The 17,275-nt window shown below is 57.9% G+C and carries 11 protein-coding genes; 4 read left to right on the top strand and 7 right to left on the bottom strand.

Translation table 11 applies throughout. The features are described from left to right. Positions 1 to 11 precede the first annotated feature (11 nt). The 7 genes from P8935_RS09390 to P8935_RS09360 all read right to left on the bottom strand — a co-directional run bounded on the left by P8935_RS09390 (position 12) and on the right by P8935_RS09360 (position 12,226). Positions 12 to 1,139 carry a hypothetical protein gene (locus tag P8935_RS09390; protein WP_348264735.1) on the bottom strand — a complete coding sequence of 376 codons (1,128 nt, stop codon included), beginning with the start codon at positions 1,137 to 1,139 and terminating at the stop codon, positions 12 to 14. Further along, the gene (locus P8935_RS09385) at positions 1,136 to 3,040 is read right to left on the bottom strand and encodes a hypothetical protein (RefSeq protein WP_348264734.1); all 1,905 of its coding nucleotides are present in this window, start codon (positions 3,038 to 3,040) and stop codon (positions 1,136 to 1,138) included. Before P8935_RS09385 ends, P8935_RS09390 begins: the two co-directional genes overlap by 4 nt. Then, complete coding sequence (locus tag P8935_RS09380) at positions 3,037 to 4,704, bottom strand: CRTAC1 family protein (RefSeq protein ID WP_348264733.1); 1,668 nt, start codon at positions 4,702 to 4,704, stop codon at positions 3,037 to 3,039. The genes P8935_RS09385 and P8935_RS09380 overlap by 4 nt, the downstream gene beginning before the upstream one ends. Continuing rightward, complete coding sequence (locus P8935_RS09375) at positions 4,705 to 6,117, bottom strand: hypothetical protein (RefSeq protein WP_348264732.1); 1,413 nt, start codon at positions 6,115 to 6,117, stop codon at positions 4,705 to 4,707. After that, on the bottom strand, positions 6,114 to 7,028 hold the full coding sequence (gene aroF / locus P8935_RS09370; protein WP_348264731.1) for a 3-deoxy-7-phosphoheptulonate synthase: 915 nt from the start codon (positions 7,026 to 7,028) through the stop codon (positions 6,114 to 6,116). Before aroF ends, P8935_RS09375 begins: the two co-directional genes overlap by 4 nt. Before the next feature lie 265 nt (positions 7,029 to 7,293). Continuing rightward, positions 7,294 to 8,709, bottom strand: coding sequence for an amidase (locus P8935_RS09365; protein ID WP_348264730.1), 1,416 nt, complete (start codon positions 8,707 to 8,709; stop codon positions 7,294 to 7,296). Next, a complete protein-coding gene (locus P8935_RS09360) occupies positions 8,702 to 12,226 on the bottom strand; it encodes an FG-GAP-like repeat-containing protein (RefSeq protein WP_348264729.1) in 3,525 nt (1,174 codons plus the stop codon). The genes P8935_RS09365 and P8935_RS09360 overlap by 8 nt, the downstream gene beginning before the upstream one ends. Positions 12,227 to 12,400: 174 nt before the next feature. Here P8935_RS09360 and P8935_RS09355 point away from each other — a divergent pair, with 174 nt between their 5' ends. From P8935_RS09355 to P8935_RS09340, 4 genes are read left to right on the top strand one after another with little or no spacing between them, the layout of a single operon-like run. Next, the gene (locus P8935_RS09355) at positions 12,401 to 13,609 is read left to right on the top strand and encodes a hypothetical protein (RefSeq protein ID WP_348264728.1); all 1,209 of its coding nucleotides are present in this window, start codon (positions 12,401 to 12,403) and stop codon (positions 13,607 to 13,609) included. Between the two features lie 30 nt (positions 13,610 to 13,639). Next, positions 13,640 to 14,737, top strand: a complete 1,098-nt coding sequence (locus tag P8935_RS09350; RefSeq protein WP_348264727.1) for a polysaccharide biosynthesis protein — start codon at positions 13,640 to 13,642, stop codon at positions 14,735 to 14,737. Next, positions 14,730 to 15,914, top strand: a complete 1,185-nt coding sequence (gene neuC / locus P8935_RS09345; RefSeq protein ID WP_348264726.1) for a UDP-N-acetylglucosamine 2-epimerase — start codon at positions 14,730 to 14,732, stop codon at positions 15,912 to 15,914. The genes P8935_RS09350 and neuC overlap by 8 nt, the downstream gene beginning before the upstream one ends. Positions 15,915 to 15,969: 55 nt before the next feature. Then, positions 15,970 to 17,163 (top strand): DegT/DnrJ/EryC1/StrS family aminotransferase, encoded by a 1,194-nt coding sequence (locus P8935_RS09340; RefSeq protein WP_348264725.1) that lies wholly within the window; start codon positions 15,970 to 15,972, stop codon positions 17,161 to 17,163. Positions 17,164 to 17,275 lie beyond the last annotated feature (112 nt).

Below are 17,275 nucleotides of genomic sequence, written 5' to 3'. Positions count from 1 at the left end.
TTTATGGCTCCTTATGGCTGATGAATCCCGTGACTTAAACCTTTGGCAGTAGCAACCCAAATATCGCTGCCCTGAAGATCAATTCCCAAAACATAGTTATGCGCAGGCGCTGTATCTACAGCGACTGGAAATATCGTTCCCTTGGCATTTCGAACCGTCATCTCCGGCTTGCCTGTACTAAGAGACGGGCGATAGACGGCCCAGTTCACTCCGTCGTAGTAGGCCAGTCCCTTATCGGTGCCAAACCATGCCCGGTTGGCGTCCACTCCCTTGATGACGTTTGTAAAATTAGACGGAAGCCCGCTGTCCTTGGTTAAGAAATTGTGCCAGTACCGGCCATCGTACCGGCTGTCCCCAAAGTACGTAGCCACCCAGAGAATATTATCCACATAACTTACCGAAGTCGTAATCTCGTGGATTAACCCCTGATCTTTGAACAGCACCATCTCCGTTTCGCCGTCGGGGTCCTCGTACTTGTCCCAGATTTTCTTTTGCTGGTCATACTCCAGAACACCGCTGCCCCATACCGCGTAATACACCTTGGTCGGCGTTGCAGTAACCCCGTAAACCCAGATCTCGATCATCGGCGTATTGCGTTCGTTGTAAAGCGACCACTGCCCCGAATGCAGATCGAGTTTGCACCCACCCGCAGCCGTTGCCACCCAGACGTTTTCGCCCTCTACCGACACCCCGTACACCACATCGTTGCTCAGCCCGGAGTTCATTTGCGTATAGGTGTCGATGCGTCCCCCGGAGACACGGCTCAATCCGCCCAGCGTCCCCGCCCAGACGTCTCCAGTACGCTTATCGAGCGCCAGCGAAAGCACGGCGCGGTGGGCCAACCCGTCCTTCGTCGTGAAGGTCTTCCACCGATGGTTCTCGTATAGTCCCAGCCCGTTTTCTGTTCCCGCCCAGATGCGATCGCCGTCCACCAGCACGCTGAACACGTGATCGTCAGGCAATCCGTTCGCCGACGTAAAATTCTCAAACTTAAAGCGCGGCATCAGCGGAATCGCAGTCTTCGCAATCGGCGTCGCGGCTTTGTGGACTGTCGAAGTCGTAGCTCTCGCTTGGGCCGCCCCTCGGGCTGGCACTCCAACCAACATCACCATCAATGCGATCGTAAGAATTGCCTTCATCGCGTCCTCAGATATTCGATCAGGTCGTTAAGTTCGTCCTTGGTAAGGTCATTCGTCCGGCCATGCTTGTCCTGCAGATTGAAGACCGTCCAAATCTGTTCCAATGTGGGCGCTGATCCGTCGTGCAGGTAAGGAGCAGTAATCGCGATATTTGTAAGTTGAGGAGTATCCAGCAGTCCCGTGTTGTCCGTTGCCTTTTTCGTGCCCACATCAAAGGATTTCTGATTCGTACCTTTTTCCCCACTGTGGCAATACACACAACGATTCGTCTCTGGAATCGGGCTGCCGAACTTGTCTGAATCGCGGATAAATAGCGCATGGCCGCGTTCTTGTGCCGCCGTCAAATCTCTACCCGGCAGCCGCCAGCGATTCGGACGCGGCGGCAGACTGCGCACATAAACCACCAGGTCAGTCAACGTCAGATTGTCGTAGTTCTCGGCACGCCAGAAATACTTCTCTGTTCGCGGCCCGCACTCCGTCGGCAAATTGGGATTGCCGCCATTCCACTTGAAAGGTTCCGTGTCCTTCACCGCTTCAATAGGACGGTTATCGACGATATCGCGACCAAATCCATCCGGCTCGAGATCCCACTGCAGGCCATCAAAAGTCGAATCAATGTGGCAGTTCGCGCACCCTATTTGTCCCTGAAACGACTGCTTCGCTGTGTAGAAAGTCTGTTCCCCGTGGCGTAATACCGACAGCTTATTTTTTTCCATCAGCGAAATCGTCGAGGCCACGCGATTACTCCGGGCATCAATCACGCTGATCGTATCGTCCAGCCGATTTGCAACCAGCAGCTTCAATCCATCCCGCGTAAATGCCACACCTCTTGGATCATGCCCCACGGCAATGCGATCCACCACGTAGTTCGCACTCGCCGACATATCCTGCGCATTAGTCCCCGGATGCGCGCGCGCGTAGCGAATCAGCCGCGGAATATCAACGACCGTTACCATCTCTGATCCGCCGCATGTGATAAACATCCGCTGCTTGTCAGGCGTAATCGCAATCCCGAATGGCCGCACCGCATAGAGTTCCAGTTCATCCAGAGGAACCTCTACCGGCTTCCCCACATCCGCTCCAAACAATGTCATCGTATCCGCGAATGCGCCGCCATGTTCCAGATGTGCAAGCGGCACAAGGTTCTTGGGATGCATATTTGCCGCCACGCCCAGCCGCCCATCCACCGAGAATGCCACGTGAAAACCATGCGCAACATAAGGCAATACGATGCGGTCCACGACCACCGCGCGCACCGCATCAATCACGGTAATCTCCGATGCCGGCGCCGTGCGATGAGGAGTCGCGTTTGGATACACATGAGTCACATAAAGCTTGCTTCCATCCGGAGAGGCGGTAATATAGCTGGCCCCGCGCCCAGCCGCCAGCCGCTTCTCCTCAACACCCGTCTGCGCATCCAGCACTGCGACGTCGTTCGAAATTCGGTTCGCCACAAAAACGTGCTTACCCAGTCGATCTTCAAGCACGCTCGACGGCTCTGCTTCCACCGGCCAGGTCGCCACGACTTCCAACTTCTTGGTATCGATCACTGAAATCGTGTCATCCCACGAATTCGCGACAAATAGCCGATCGCCTTTCGGCGAAAGTGAGAAACCACGCGGCACCAGCCCGACATGGATGTTCTTGATCGAGGCATAAGTCTTTGCATCCAGAACACGCACTTGCGCGCTGTCCTGGCATAAGACATACAAACGCGTTCCATCCAGAGAAAACAGCATCTCGACCGGCGATGCGTATTCAAGCCTTTCGCCCGTCCGGCCCGTCGCCACTGAAGCGCGGACTGTACGCACGCTCAACACCGCAACTGAGAGCAGCACAACGCCAAGCAACGCGAGAGCGATTGTTTCAGCGAAATTCGTTTTGTGCCGCCGTTCAATCACTTCGGCTCCTCCACTGTCAGCACCCGGTCTACACCCGGCTTCTCCAATGTCTGCTCGCGCCCGCTCGGCCACTTCACAACAATCTTGTCGATAGTCGAAACCGCGCCCAGACCGAAGTGCATCCGGCTGTCATCCTGCGATAGATAACCCGACCCGGCCACGCGCTCAGCTGTCCATTTCTTGTTGCCTGCGTTCACCTCGACGCGCGCGCCGATGCCCTCACGATTGCTCTTCGTTCCCACCAGCTTGATCGCCGTCCAATGTCCTGTGTCCGTCGAGACGTTGTGAACCAGCGTTCCCCTGGCACCCAGATTCACCAGAAACGCATCTACCTTCCCGTCATTGTCGTAATCCGCAAAACACGCGCCACGCGCCACCGTGCGCTCGCTCAGCACCGGCCCCGCAGCCTCTGACACATCTGCGAATCGCCCATTCCCCAATCCGCGAAACAGCGTGTGTTCCTGCGGAATCAGGTGAATCAGCCCGCCGTGGAAGATCAGGATGTCGAGATAGCCATCATTGTCGAAGTCATAGACGCCTGTCCCCCAGCTCACGTATTGCGCATTCGTCTGCGACACTCCATTCGACGCACCAATGTCCTCGAAACCTTGCTTTCCGTTATTCCGTAACAACCGGTTATAGTGCCCATCCGTGACCCAGAGATCCAGAACACCGCGCCCGTCGAGGTCCGTGAACACCGGCCCCATTGAAGATGTCGACTCGCCATTTTGCCCGAATGCGGTTCCCATGTCGTTCGCAACTTCTTCAAACGTTCCATCGTGCTTGTTGCGGAACATGAAGTTTTCTGTTCGGTCATTCGCGACGTAGATGTCGTCCCATCCGTCGTTGTCGAAATCCGCCGCCGTAACACCCATCGTGCGACCGACGAACGCCCCTATCCCCGACTTCTCTGTGACATCGGTAAAAGTTCCGTCGCAATTGTTGTGGAAGAGCTTGTTCGTCTCGCCTTCGTAGTCCAGCGGGCCTGGATAATTATCAGCCGCATAGAATGCGCGATACTTGGGATCAAACTTCACATAGCGGCCGACAAAAAGATCGACGCATCCATCTTTGTCATAGTCCAGCCATGTCGAACTAATCGCCCACCCATCAACCTTGATCCCAGCCTTCGCCGTCACATCTGTGAAGTGCCCGTTGCCATCGTTGTGGTATAGAATCGTCTTCCCGTATCCGGTTACGAGCAGATCCACAAATCCATCGTTGTCGAAATCTGCCGCCGTCACCGCGACTGCATACATGTCCGGATCGAGCCCCGACTTCTCAGTAACGTCCGTGAAGTGCCCGTCACCATCATTGCGATACAGATGATTGTGCGGCGGTGGCACGGGCTTATCCTTCAATGGAAAGGGGTGCATGGAATCATCCAGGGGCCTACCATTCACCACCAGTAGCGATGGCCGCCCGGAATTGTTGTAGTCAATCCAGACGCACCCTGCACCGGTCCCTTCCAACAGCGATCCCAGTTTCGCGGACCCAAAGCTGTGTGTGTAATTGATTCCAGCCTTTGCGCTAGCATCCTCAAAGCGAATCGTAGACTTCGCTGCCGCGCCGGTTGCAGGCGTAGGAGCCGAAGAAGGGCCAGCAGTCTGCGCCGCCGCAAAGTAAGCACTGCAGATTAAGAAAATAAAAATGCGGTATGACACTTAGTTGCCTCCCCGCTGTAATGGCTGGGCAGCAACACCAGACAAATCCACCGGCGTCGTCGTGCGCAGCAGTACATCCGGCACGCGATTCTCAGCCGCGTGCTCAGGCCCCGCATGACACCCCACACAAATCCGCTGCTCGCCGCTGCGAATCCAGAACCATCCATGCTCCTGCCGCAACACCGCACCCTTCGCATCCAGCAGCACGAAACGAATTGCCCGATCTGCCGGCGCCCTCACAAAAAACGAACCATCCTGCTCCACTAGCGCCGTGCCCATCGCCACTGAGTTTCCCGTAGCGTCTTGCGACTCCAGCCGCACACTCACCGGCACGCCCTTCAACGCGCCATCGCGGGAGACTCGCGCATCCAGCGCCAGAAGATTCGCATAATTCCAGTCATGCAGCGCCGAAGGATGCCGCCGAGGACGCTCATGCGCGGAAATCACAACTGGCTCAACTAGGTTCTCTCCCGCCCGCGCGATCACCGCCTGCATCGTCCCAGTTCCGGGCTTCCACATCTTCAGTGCAAATTTGGCACTCGCAGATTCGCGCGCACTCACCAGCCAGTCACCCGAAGCCGTCTCCGCAATCGCACCCGCATAATCACCGTGCGGAACAATCACCGGCTCTTCATGCGCCAGAGGCGAAGTGAACCTTGCCAGCGATGTGCCATGCGTAAACACCACATCGCCGGACTTCAGCTGCCTTCCACCCCACCGCGCGCTCGCAGAAACTGCCGGGTGATCGCAGCGATACGACTCCACTCCAGACCCATCCGAATACACCAGGAACATCTCCGGCGTCGTGCCGTCACCCAGCGGAAATCCCGCTTCAAACAGAATTCTTCCGTCTCGCAACACATCCGCAGGTACTGCGCTCGCACCCAGATAGCTCAGCGGAAAAATCGCCTTCGTTCCCGCCGGCTCAATTTCATCAAACGTCTTTGACTCGATCAGGCGTGCCGATTCCATCTGGAAAGCCTGCGGCGTCCGCTGTGCATACACCACGCGCCATCCCGGTAGGTAGAACGGTCGAATCGCGTCACCGCTCGAAGACACAACTTGCCGTACCTTACGATCCGCCAGCGTAAGTTCCCAGATCTGCCAAGAATCCCCGACAAGTTTTTTCCCTGCAAACAGCACGCTGCGCCCATCGAAGGAAACACTCGCGTCCGCGCTTGCGGCAAAGTCTGCAACCAACGGCTCAGCCTTGCCACCACGAATCAACAGCAGTTGTGCACCTTTTGGAAAGCGCTCTCCACCGCGCAACGCGGCAAGAGGCTCGTATGCTGGCGCAGCAGTAACGATCACATCCGACCCAACTATTTGTGACATCGGAGGCGCAAACCCACACGTCGCCATCAGCAACATGCAGCAAGCCGCAACCCCAGCCACTCTGAAACCCGCTCTCATCCAACCGTCTCCAGAGTTTGGGCAGCTATCGCCTCTTCGCGCAACGCAATATACGGATTGAGCGACGCCATCATCTTGTCGAACTCCGCAAAATCCAATGACTGCTCACCATCGCTCCAGGCCTTCTCCGGAGTTGGGTGAACTTCAACAATCAATCCATCTGCACCCGCAACCACGCCAACCCGCGCCAGCCCTGGAACCAGTTCCCGATACCCGCACGCATGACTCGGATCCGCAATCACCGGTAGATGTGAAATATGTTTCAGCAACACGATCGCAGCCACATCAAATGTGTTCCGCAGCGTTGCATCGAAGGTGCGTACGCCTCGCTCGCACAAAATCACATTGGGATTTCCGTTATCGAGCACAATCTGCGCCGACTTCAGCAGATCGCCCACCGTGGCCATCATTCCCCGCTTCAACAGAATCGGCCGTCCCGATTGCGCCGCCGCTTCCAGCAGCGTGTAGTTCTCCATGCTCCGCGAACCAATCTGCAGAATGTCGGCGTACTCGGCCACCAGCGGCACATCGTCTTCGCTCATGACCTCGGTGACGACGGCTAGTCCCGTCTCCGCCCGGGCCTGCGCGAGCATCTTCAACCCTGCCAGACCATGACCCTGAAATGCATAAGGAGAACTGCGCGGCTTGAATGCACCGCCACGCAGAATCTGCGCTCCATGCTGACGCACATGATGAGCTGTGGAGAGAAGCTGATGTTCGGTCTCAACCGAACATGGTCCGGCCATCGTGATGAAGTCGCGGCCACCGATTTCGAGGTCCAACACCCGCACAACCGTCTGCTGGTGTTTGTCGCTCTTCAATACATCACTGGTCTCGGCGAAACGTTCCTGCCAACTTGGGCGCACCCGCAGCGCTCCGATCCGGGGAAGCGTCAGACTACCGCCTGCCATACAGCGCCGCCTCCACCCAAAGGTTGAGGTGCAGAATCAGCAACTTACCGCACCCACATCTCTGGTTCTATATGTGAGCAGGATCACTTGTCTGTGACGGATAAACTTGACTGTGCTGCACGATCAGCACCGGAATGCTTGACCAGATCACAAAGATGCCTCAATCCGGTGTGATCTCCAACCGACTGCATCTGGGAACAATCAATCAAAAAAAAGTGAGAATTCAGGTCGTAGTAAGCCAGAAGCTGGTTACAGACAGACAAAGCTACTTGGGGTTAGCCATTGCCGGAGCCGAATAGCCGAACGCTCGATCGACAATCCCGGCCACGCCCAGCACAACTTCATCCTCAAACGGCCGTCCCGCAATCTGAACACCAATAGGCATTCCCTCGTGCGACCGACCCACCGGCACTGCCGCCGCCGGAGCTCCCAGCGTATTGAACCACTGCGTATACCGCACCGCGTCGAGATACTCCACCGTCTGTCCGTCGATGGTCCATTTCCGCTTGCCATGCTTCCACGCAGCCACACTCGCCACAGGACACAGCAGGACGGGATACTCGCGCATCTCTTCCATTGTCTTGGCGCGCAGCAAATCCATCTCCGCCCACGCATTCAACAGATCTGTTGAACTCAACGGACCGGTCCGCTCCGCAATCTCCAGAAATTCGCTGAAGATCGGACTCAACTTCTCCCGCCCGCCGCAAACCTCCGGTTCATAGAACATTGCCCCGCACTGCACAAAAAACGTCCACCATAGATTGCGCAATCGCTCCAATGTCCGCGGTAGAAACGGCTCGACGCAAAATCCAGCGTCCCGCAATGCCGCAGCCGCCTTGCGCACCGCTGCTCGCGTTTCAGCTGTGACAGGCGTCAGTCCATCATCTTCAAAAAAACCAACCCGATTCTTTTGCAGCTCTGACTCGCTCAATTCGCGCAGCGTCACCGGCGTACTCGCCGGATCCGCATCATCCTGTCCGCTCAGCGTGCGGAACAACAGCTCAACATCCCCGATCGTCCGTGCCATCGGCCCAATCGCGCCAAGTGTCGAGAAAGGCCCCACGCACGGCGGTAGATGTCCGCGTCCCGGAATCCGCCCAGGCGTAGGCTTTAACGAACAGATTCCAGTAAAGTGCGCAGGCACCCGCACGGACCCGCCGCTGTCTGAACCCAGTCCCGCAGACGACATTCCCGCAGCAATCGCTGCCGACTCGCCGCCACTTGAACCACCCGGCGTGCGCTCAAGGTCCCAAGGATTCCGCGTCTGCCCATGCAGCACGTTGTCCGTCTCGTACGCCATCAAAAATTCAGGACAGTTCGTAGTGCCCAGAATCAGCGCGCCTGCTGCACGCAGTCTCCCAACGACAACCGCATCCTCGCGCGGGATCTCGCCCCTATGATTCAGGCTCCCAATCTCGCATTTGTAACCTGCCGCAGCGATTGATGACTTCACCGTAACCGGGAGCCCATGCAACGGTCCACGCGCACCCACCGGCACGGCATCCATCGCGCACGCCAGCTCTCGAACGCGCATCGCATCAAAATCCGCAAATGCGTTCAGCTTCGGATTCAGCCGCTCAATCTGCGCGATGTGCGCTTCCGCCAGTTCCATCACCGATAGCTCACGCGCCCGCAGCATCTCCAACTGCCGCACGGCCGGCAGCAGCACCAGCTCACTCATGCGCCGCCTGCGCCGAACTCACCGGCCATGCCGGACTCGCCACTCCACACGTGAGATCATCTGCGGGAGTCGACGGCATCAGCTTGTAATCGAACCGGTAAGACCGCACCGGCTCACCGGAATCAAACCGGTCGTTCATCTTCAACTGATACTCAATCGAACCCGCATCATCCGGAAACTTCTCGGTGGCCGGGTATGGATACGCGCTCATCTTGTGGAACGGCAGCTGCGCCACCGTAAACGGCATCGCATCCCACCAGTCCATGTCCTTCACGTATCCATTCGCATAGAAGAAGTAATCGCGCCTCCAATGCGTCGGCAGCGCGGGCAGCTTAGCCGTGTCGAACTCCGTCGCAATCTCCTCGCCGCTGCCGAAAATCGCATATCGGTCGTCCACGCCCTTCACCAGCGCCGTCACATCCCCGAGGTGCGTATAGTTCCCGCGCTGATGCTGGAACGGTCCCGTCAAACTCACGCGATCGTAGTCGTAATCCAGATCGCCCGGACTCTTTCCATCAATCTGCGTTGGATAGCCGCGGAATCTCTCCGTCGCGAGTGTCAGCGGTACTTCCGTCGTGTGCGTCTCCGCCTCAGGTTCGTTATCGATCAACACTTGGTCCCAGTAGATTTCAAGATTGCTCACCAGCCGGATCTTGCGTGTTCCCTCCGGCAATTTTCCGGTGAGGTCCACAACAATCGTCCGTTCCAGCCCCGCCGGAAATCCCGCATCCCCCGGTATCGTCAGCCACGTTCCATCCGGCCTCTGCGCCTCAACATACGGCGAAATCGGCTTGATTCCTGCCTGCCATGCCGCATACAACGATGTGGCGCTGAAGTAGTTCACATACCCGGTCATCAGCAGTTTCAACGGCTTGCTCACATTCACATCGCCCAGATCCAGCGTCAGGTAATGCGTATTCGCGAACCCGTCGTACGGCGTTGCGGTAAATCCGCTGGCAAATTTGTGATCGCTCCGGCTGAGCACATCGAGCACGTCGCGCCCCTCGCCATCCCATGCGCCCACCGGCAACCGCGCGCCCTTCGATGCCACCACACGCCCCGAAGCAAATGGTGGATCATCAAGGAACCGCTCATCCGGATTCACCTCGACATCTTCCGGATGATCGACTGCCACCAGTTTCAACTGATCAATGTAGTTCACTTCCTCCATTGGCTCGATGAAACGCAGGCTCAACTTCCCATCCACGCTAGCGAGCCGATCGCCATCCACCTTGATCCATTCGCCCGAGTTCGGAATATTCCGTCGCGTCGGCGTGAACCAGTGCCCCACCACCGCGGCTCCAATCACATCGGTAACAAGCTTGTACTTGTGTCCATCCCACGCAAACAGCACCGGGCAAGAGCTGCCGCGCCGATCAGCTTCCTTCATCGCAATCACCTGCGTGTGCGGCAGATCAATTTCGTCCTGCAAGATCCCCGTCGGCCACAAAATCCGGAGCAGATCTACATGGTCCGCCTCGCCCAGCCCGATCAACAACTGCGGCGGAGCCTGTGTGGCAAGTCCCGACGCACCCGCCAATTCCCACTTCTGCCACTGCCCGTTGGCGAATATCTCCACCTTCGACCCAATGGCCGTCTTGTTATCCGCGTACCCACTCAGGTCCAGCCGTACAAAATGATTCTTGTTCGCGCCCACGTTACGCAGCAGCACTGGCGGCGCATTCTCCTGTGTGACGATGAGATCAGGCGCACCACCACCATCCACATCCGCCGCGATCAGGCCCCGCGGAGCAGTCAGTTTCACAGCATCCAAACCCAGCACGCTGCTGACATCCTCAAAACTCCCATCGCCCTTATTGCGAAACACCTTCACCCGCGGCCCCGCAACGGTCTCCACAATCGCCGCCAGGTCAATCCATCCATCGTTGTCAATATCGACAGCCGTTACGCCCCACCCACGTGTCGCGCCCGTCAACGGCAACGACACGCGCTCAAACCGCCGCCCCACATTCTGCTGTCCGGCAACGTTGCGCCACAGCGTCAACCCCGGCGACCCAGCGTGGGTCACCGCGATATCCATCCAGCCATCCTTGTTGTAATCGAGGACAGCGATACCCTCAGTCGCTGGAAGTGACTCGCTCTCATACAGCGCCTGCTGCGGATACTTTCCTTCTCTCGGATTCACGAACAGCATCGGCGCCGCGCCATTCCCTGTCACCGCAATATCTACCGCACGATCATTATTGAAATCCGTCAGGATCACGCTCGCGGTTTTTCCGGTGCCACCCAATCCTGTATCGGCTGTCCACTCTGTAAATGTCTTATTGCCGTTATTCCGCCACAACACATTCGGTGTATCGCCATCCTTCATTGGCGCACCCGTCAAAAACAGATCGAGATCCCCATCGTGGTCATAATCCACAAACGTGATTCCCGTAGGCTTGTTGCGCGCCGCCAGTCCTGCCTCCGCCGTCACATCCTCAAACTTGCCGTTGCCAAGATTCCGAAACAGCCGCACCCCATCGTCCAGAGCTACCGCGAGGTCGTTCAGGTTGTCCCCGTCGTAGTCACCCACTGCGCACGCCACTGCTCGCCCCGCAGCCTTCAGCCCCGCAGCCGCAGCATCCACATCTTCAAATTTCCCGCCACTCTTCCGATGCACCACCCGGATCGCTTGCGGTCCATTCTCCATCAGCACCAGGTCCATCTGACCCGACCCAGTCACATCCAGCATGCAAGCGCCGCCAGTTTCCGTCGACACTCCCGACTTAGCGCCAGAAGTGGGTGCCCCATCCGTGACCCGCTTTTGGGGCATGGGTGGGATCGCACGAACCATCACCTCCGCCACCAGTTTCACCGGAATCATCGCCCGCTGCCGCGCCTGTGGCTCCTCCACCGGCGTCACCGTCGAATAATGCCCCTGCTCGCCATAAGCCAGCCCAATCGCCGCCGAAATCTTCGTACTCGTCATGTGCTGGAACAGCTTGAAGTGTTCCTTAGCCTGTTCCTTGTCACCGGTTGCCTGCAGCGCACGCGCCAACGCAAACTCCGAAGAAGCATGAAGCGGCTGAATGGCCAATGCCTGCTTCAACACCTCGACAGCCTTGTCGAACTGCTTCATCTCCCGGTAGCACACACCCTCGAAGTAATACGAATCCACATCCCGCGGATCGAGCTTCACCGCCTGCTGAAAACTCTTCAGTGCATCGTCCAGTTCGTTGTCCGCATGTTGTGCCAGCCCCAGGTTGTACCATGCTTGGGCACTCCCCGGTTCCAAAACGAGCGCGGCCCGAAGGGCTTTCTTCGCGTCATCAATCTTCTGCAGCGTCAGCAGCGCAATGCCGTCATTCGTCGCCGCTTGCGCCAGCTTTGGATCCCTCTCGAACGACTCGGCAAAGCTCTGCTCGGCCTTCTCGGTAAACTGCTGCCCCATCAGCGCCACACCGCGGTTGTTCAACCGCACCGCATCGGCATCAAAGTGCGACTCTGCACCGGCAGTAACGTTCGTTGCCACAAGTACTATGGCCAGTACCCCGCCAACTCGCATAAACTTCATTCCCAAGTCTGTCTCCAGATCAACCGGCATATCGCGCATCGCAATGCAGCGGAATACCTTAGTGTATGCGAGCAAAGCGACAACTCAGAACAGCAGCTTTTAGCCGCTTCGACCCGGCAAACGGCCCAACCGTCGTTTTCCTGTCACACTGAACCAGGTAATTGAGAAGACACCATGAGTTCGTTCCAGCAACTGACCCTTAACCGCCACGAATACCAGATGAAGGCCTGGTATCGCGCCATCCTTCTTATCTTCGGAGCGTTCGCCGTCTCCGGCGCCATCGCGATGGGCTACCTGGCGTCAAGAACGTCGCGTATCTCTCTGCCATACTTCATGATTGCCATCTTCCTCTTCTTCGGCATCTACCTCATCGCTCTGGCCATGCGGTCGCGCGTCATCATCGACGGAAACCGCATCGAGATCCGAGGCGCTTTCACAAATCATTACGCCGAGACCACCGAGATCGAAGGCTATCGCACCATCAACTCCCGCAATGGCAACTACACACAGTTCTATCTAAGCGGGGGACGCCGACCGATTACCCTGTCCGTCTATTTCGATAGAGACCAAGCTTTCGATGAATGGATGCGGAATATCCCCAATCTCGATAAGCGAGACCGCGACAGAATTCTTGAAGAAATATCCCAGCAGGAAGAACTAGGCGCAACGCCGCAGGAACGTCTTGCCGCTCTCGCCCAGGCCAAAACTTACGCCATCTTCGCGCTCGTCATCGCCATCGCAGCAGCGGTCGCCGCCAACTTCGGAGTTCCCGCACTCTACCTTCCGTTCTCCGTCGCATTGGCCTTAGTTCCATTCGCCCTCGCGATCCTCCTTCACCGATCGCCGCTTCTCTACACGGTCTTTAAACGCAGGGAGGATCCCCGCGCTGAGCTCTTCTACGCCCTCATTGTCTCCAGCTTAGGATTGCTGATTCGCGCCCACGGCATCCACTTCGTTTCGCTGCATTCAGTCGGCCCCGTCATCGCGATTCTCACCGTCGCGTACATCGCAGCCTTCTATCACTCGTTTTTTGAAAGCACGTCGCCCACGCGCACTTTCTTCGCGCTGCTTCTCTTCGGCATGCTCTATAGCTACGGTGCTGTTGTCGTGGCAGACGCCGTCGGCGACACATCGACGCCCACGCGTTACGTCGTGCACGTCCTCGGAAAGCACTACACCACCGGCCGATCGCGCTCCTATTACCTCACGCTTGAGCCATGGGGACCAGTCGAGCAGCCAAACAGCCTCGGCGTCTCCAAATCCATCTACGACAAGGCCTCGCCTGGCGATCAAGTCTGTCTCGAACTAAGCTCAGGCCGCCTGAACTCTCCTTGGTACACCCAGGTCTCCTGCTCCAATGCGCCTTTTGATCCGGCGCAATAGACAATCAGCTAGCAATTTATACTTCGAGTTGTGACTTTCCCGCTCGAATCCATCCACTGGCACGACTTCCTCGCTCGTCCTCAGCTACCCGCGCCAGCTCCTGAGTCCATCACCACTCTGGTCAACCACCCGATTCTCATCACCGGCGCCGGAGGCTCAATCGGATCCGCGCTGGCGCTTCGATTGGCCGCCGAAGAGGCGCACCTCATCCTTCTTGAATCTTCCGAAAACAATCTGTACAAACTGCAACGCAACTTCGCAGACCGCCTCCATCCATTGCAGGCAACGTTCTATCTCGGCAGCGTAACGGATCAGTTTCTTCTGAACGAGATCATCTCATTGCACCGTCCACGCCTCGTCTTTCACGCCGCTGCGTACAAACACGTCCCGCTTCTCGAAGATCAACCCTTCGCGGCAATCGCAAACAACATCTTTGCAACCGAAACTCTGTCCCTTGCTGCCGCGGCAAATCGTGCGCGCATTGTTCTTCTTTCCACCGACAAAGCTGTCAATCCCACCTCGATCATGGGCGCGACTAAACGCGCCGCTGAGCAGATAATCCTCTCTTCCAATGGAACCGTCCTCCGGCTCGGAAACGTCCTTGCAAGCGACGGCAGCGTAACTGAAGTCTTCGCCCGCCAGCTCGCTACCGGTATTCCGCTCACCGTGACCGATCCCGCTGCGCGCCGGTACTTCCTCACCATCGAGGAGGCCGTGAATCTTCTGATCTCCGCCGCCGCTGAGCTACCGACATTACTGGCGCCTGATCTCCCTGCTCCCCATTTCATCGCCGACCTGGCACGCTTCATGGCGCATACCCTCGCGCCAGATCACGAACCTTCCATCGAGTTCACCCACCTGCGCGCCGGAGACAAAGAGACCGAGCAACTATGGTCCGCGAACGAAACACCCCATCCCACAAATGCCAGTGGCCTCATCCGTCTCGATTCACCATCAATTCCACGTTCCCAACTGCAAAGCGCTCTCGCCACGTTGCGTAATACCGTGAAAACCCGCGACCTCTCCGCATCGCTCAACGCCCTGCGTATCTTGGTGCCCGACTATTCTCCCAGCAGCACAGTTCTCCGGCTGCGTTCCATAACAGCGACGCAGGTCACCCATGAGTAAGGCGCGCAAAGCCAAGCGAAAAATCGCTGTTGTAACAACCTCGCGAGCCGACTACAGCCATCTCTACTGGCCACTCCGCGAACTCGCCGCACGCCCTGACATTGAATTAGGAGTCATCGCCCTTGGCCCGCACCTCTCCCCGGAATTCGGCAACACAATTGCCGAAATCGAGCGCGAAGGCTTTCCCATCAAAGCGCGTATTGAGTGCCTTCTGAGCTCTGACACCGATACCGGCATGGCCAAAACCATAGGCGTCGCTATCCTCTCCCTGGCTGACACGCTGACCGCGTGGCGCCCCGACTTGATCCTACTCATCGCCGATCGTTACGAAATGATGGCCCCGGCCTGCGTCGCGCTCGCTCTCCGCATCCCCATCGCTCACATTGAAGGCGGAGAAGTTAGCCAAGGCGCCATCGATGACCAGGTCCGCAACGCCCTCACCAAGCTCGCGCACATCCACTTCACTTCTACGCAGACTGCACGCCGCCGCGTGATCTCCATGGGCGAAGAAGCCTGGCGCGTCCACCATGCCGGCGCACCGTCGCTCGATCATCTGCGCCGTTCAAACCTCATCAATCGCGCCGCTCTCGAAAAACGGCTCAACCTTAAACTCGCCTCGCCCTGCATACTCGCTGCGTGGCACCCCGTCACCATCCTTCGCGATACCAATACCGAAGCTGATGCGCTCTTCGCGGCGCTAGCGGCGGCGCCCGGGCAATTGATCTTCGTCTACCCCAACACCGATGCCGGCAGCCACGCGCTCATCAAGCGCACGCGTACCCTCGCAGCTGCGCGGCCCGACACTCACATCTTCGTGAATCTCGATGCCGTCACCTATTGGAGTCTTCTCGGCCAAGTCGATGCCATGATTGGCAACTCCTCCAGCGGAATCATGGAGGCCGCCTCATTCGGACTTCCCGTCGTCAACGTCGGAATGCGCCAGCAAGGTCGCGAACGCGCTCCGAACATCATCGACGTTCCCGCCGACGTCGCGGCCATTGCTGCCGCGCTCAAACACGCTCTCACACCGGCATTCCGCAGCAAACTTAAAAGCATGGCAAACCCCTATGGAAACGGCACAGCCGCAACCACCATTTCCAACGTCCTCGCTACCGTCCCTCTCGAAAATCTCTTAATCAAGCAACCTGCATCGATCTCCGTGCGAAATACGCGCTAACTTACTGACATGCGCAGCGCCGCTAACTTTCACTTGCCCATTTGAGAAAACGAATTTGAGTCTGAGCATCCCGCTGTCCTCCCCTGACATCACCGAAGCCGAAGTCGACGCCGTCACCGCAGTCTTGCGCACGCCACACCTCAGTCTCGGTCCCGAACTCGCCGCATTCGAATCAGCGCTCGCCGACTACCACTCCATCCCCCACGCTATCGCCGTCAGTAGCGGCACGGCAGGCCTCCACATCGCTTTGCTCACTCTCGGCGTCGCAGAAGGCGACGAGGTCGTCGTCCCTTCTTTCGCCTTCATTGCGGTAGCCAACGCTGTTCTGCTCGTCGGCGCACAACCCGTCTTCGCCGACATCGATCCGCTCACGCTCAACCTCACGCCCTCCACCGTTGAAAGCGCGTTGACCCCGCGAACCCGCGCCATCCTCGCAGTGCACACCTTCGGAATCCCCGCCGATATGCGCGGCCTGCGCGAACTCGCAGATCGTCATCAACTCGTCATCATCGAAGACGCCTGCGAAGCCCTCGGTGCAGAACTTCAGCAGCGCCGCGTCGGCACCTTCGGTGATCTGTCGGTCTTCGGGTTCTATCCCAACAAGCAAATCACCACCGGCGAAGGTGGAGCAGTCCTCGCCCACACCCAGGCCCACGCCGACCGCCTCCGGAGCCTGCGAAATCAAGGCCGGAGTCCCCAGCGACGGGTTTCTGTCGATGAATTGGGGGGCAGGCACCCCAACCCGCATGCACCACACGCATCAGCCCCAGCAAGCGACTGGCTGCATCACCCCGACATAGGCTTCAACTACCGCCTCTCGGAAATGGCCTGCGCCCTCGGTCGCGTTCAACTCAGCCGACTCGACGACATACTCACTCTCCGGCGCTCCGCCGCTGAACGCTACCAGGCTCTCCTGTCCGACATCCCCGGCCTTGAACTGCCCCCGCTCACTCTGCCGGTATGCACCATCAGCTGGTTCGTCTATGTAGTCCGGCTACCTCAAGGCACTGACCGAGCCCGCATTCAGGATTTGCTTGCCAACCTCGGCATAGCCACCTCTACTTATTTCGCCCCGATCCATCAACAGCCCGCATGGCGCGAATACATTGCCCCAGCCTCAACTTTTCTGCCGGTCACAGAATCCATGGGCCCCCGCACTCTCGCGATTCCCTTCTTCAACCGCATCACCGCGCACCAGCAGCAGCAGGTTGCAGCCGCCCTTCGCGAAGCGATCTCCTTGCAAGCATAAGAGCCACGTGCGCGGGCGCCAGATCACTCCGAATAATCGCCCCGTCATACCGAAATTTTCCAAATATTGTTTCGCCGTACATGACTCGACTCATCCAGTCGGTGCATCATCG

Origin of the sequence: Telmatobacter sp. DSM 110680, assembly GCF_039994875.1 — a bacterium.
Lineage (GTDB): Bacteria > Acidobacteriota > Terriglobia > Terriglobales > Acidobacteriaceae > Telmatobacter.
This window is presented reverse-complemented; position numbering and strand designations above follow the sequence as displayed.

What these genes read in the sequence shown, in the direction of transcription:
- P8935_RS09390 (WP_348264735.1), bottom strand. Translation starts at nt 1,139, where the DNA reads ATGAAGGCAATTCTTACGATCGCATTGATGGTGATGTTGGTTGGAGTG.
- P8935_RS09375 (WP_348264732.1), bottom strand. Translation starts at nt 6,117, where the DNA reads ATGAGAGCGGGTTTCAGAGTGGCTGGGGTTGCGGCTTGCTGCATGTTG.
- aroF (WP_348264731.1), bottom strand. Translation starts at nt 7,028, where the DNA reads ATGGCAGGCGGTAGTCTGACGCTTCCCCGGATCGGAGCGCTGCGGGTG.
- P8935_RS09365 (WP_348264730.1), bottom strand. Translation starts at nt 8,709, where the DNA reads ATGAGTGAGCTGGTGCTGCTGCCGGCCGTGCGGCAGTTGGAGATGCTG.
- P8935_RS09360 (WP_348264729.1), bottom strand. Translation starts at nt 12,226, where the DNA reads ATGAAGTTTATGCGAGTTGGCGGGGTACTGGCCATAGTACTTGTGGCA.
- P8935_RS09355 (WP_348264728.1), top strand. Translation starts at nt 12,401, where the DNA reads ATGAGTTCGTTCCAGCAACTGACCCTTAACCGCCACGAATACCAGATG.
- neuC (WP_348264726.1), top strand. Translation starts at nt 14,730, where the DNA reads ATGAGTAAGGCGCGCAAAGCCAAGCGAAAAATCGCTGTTGTAACAACC.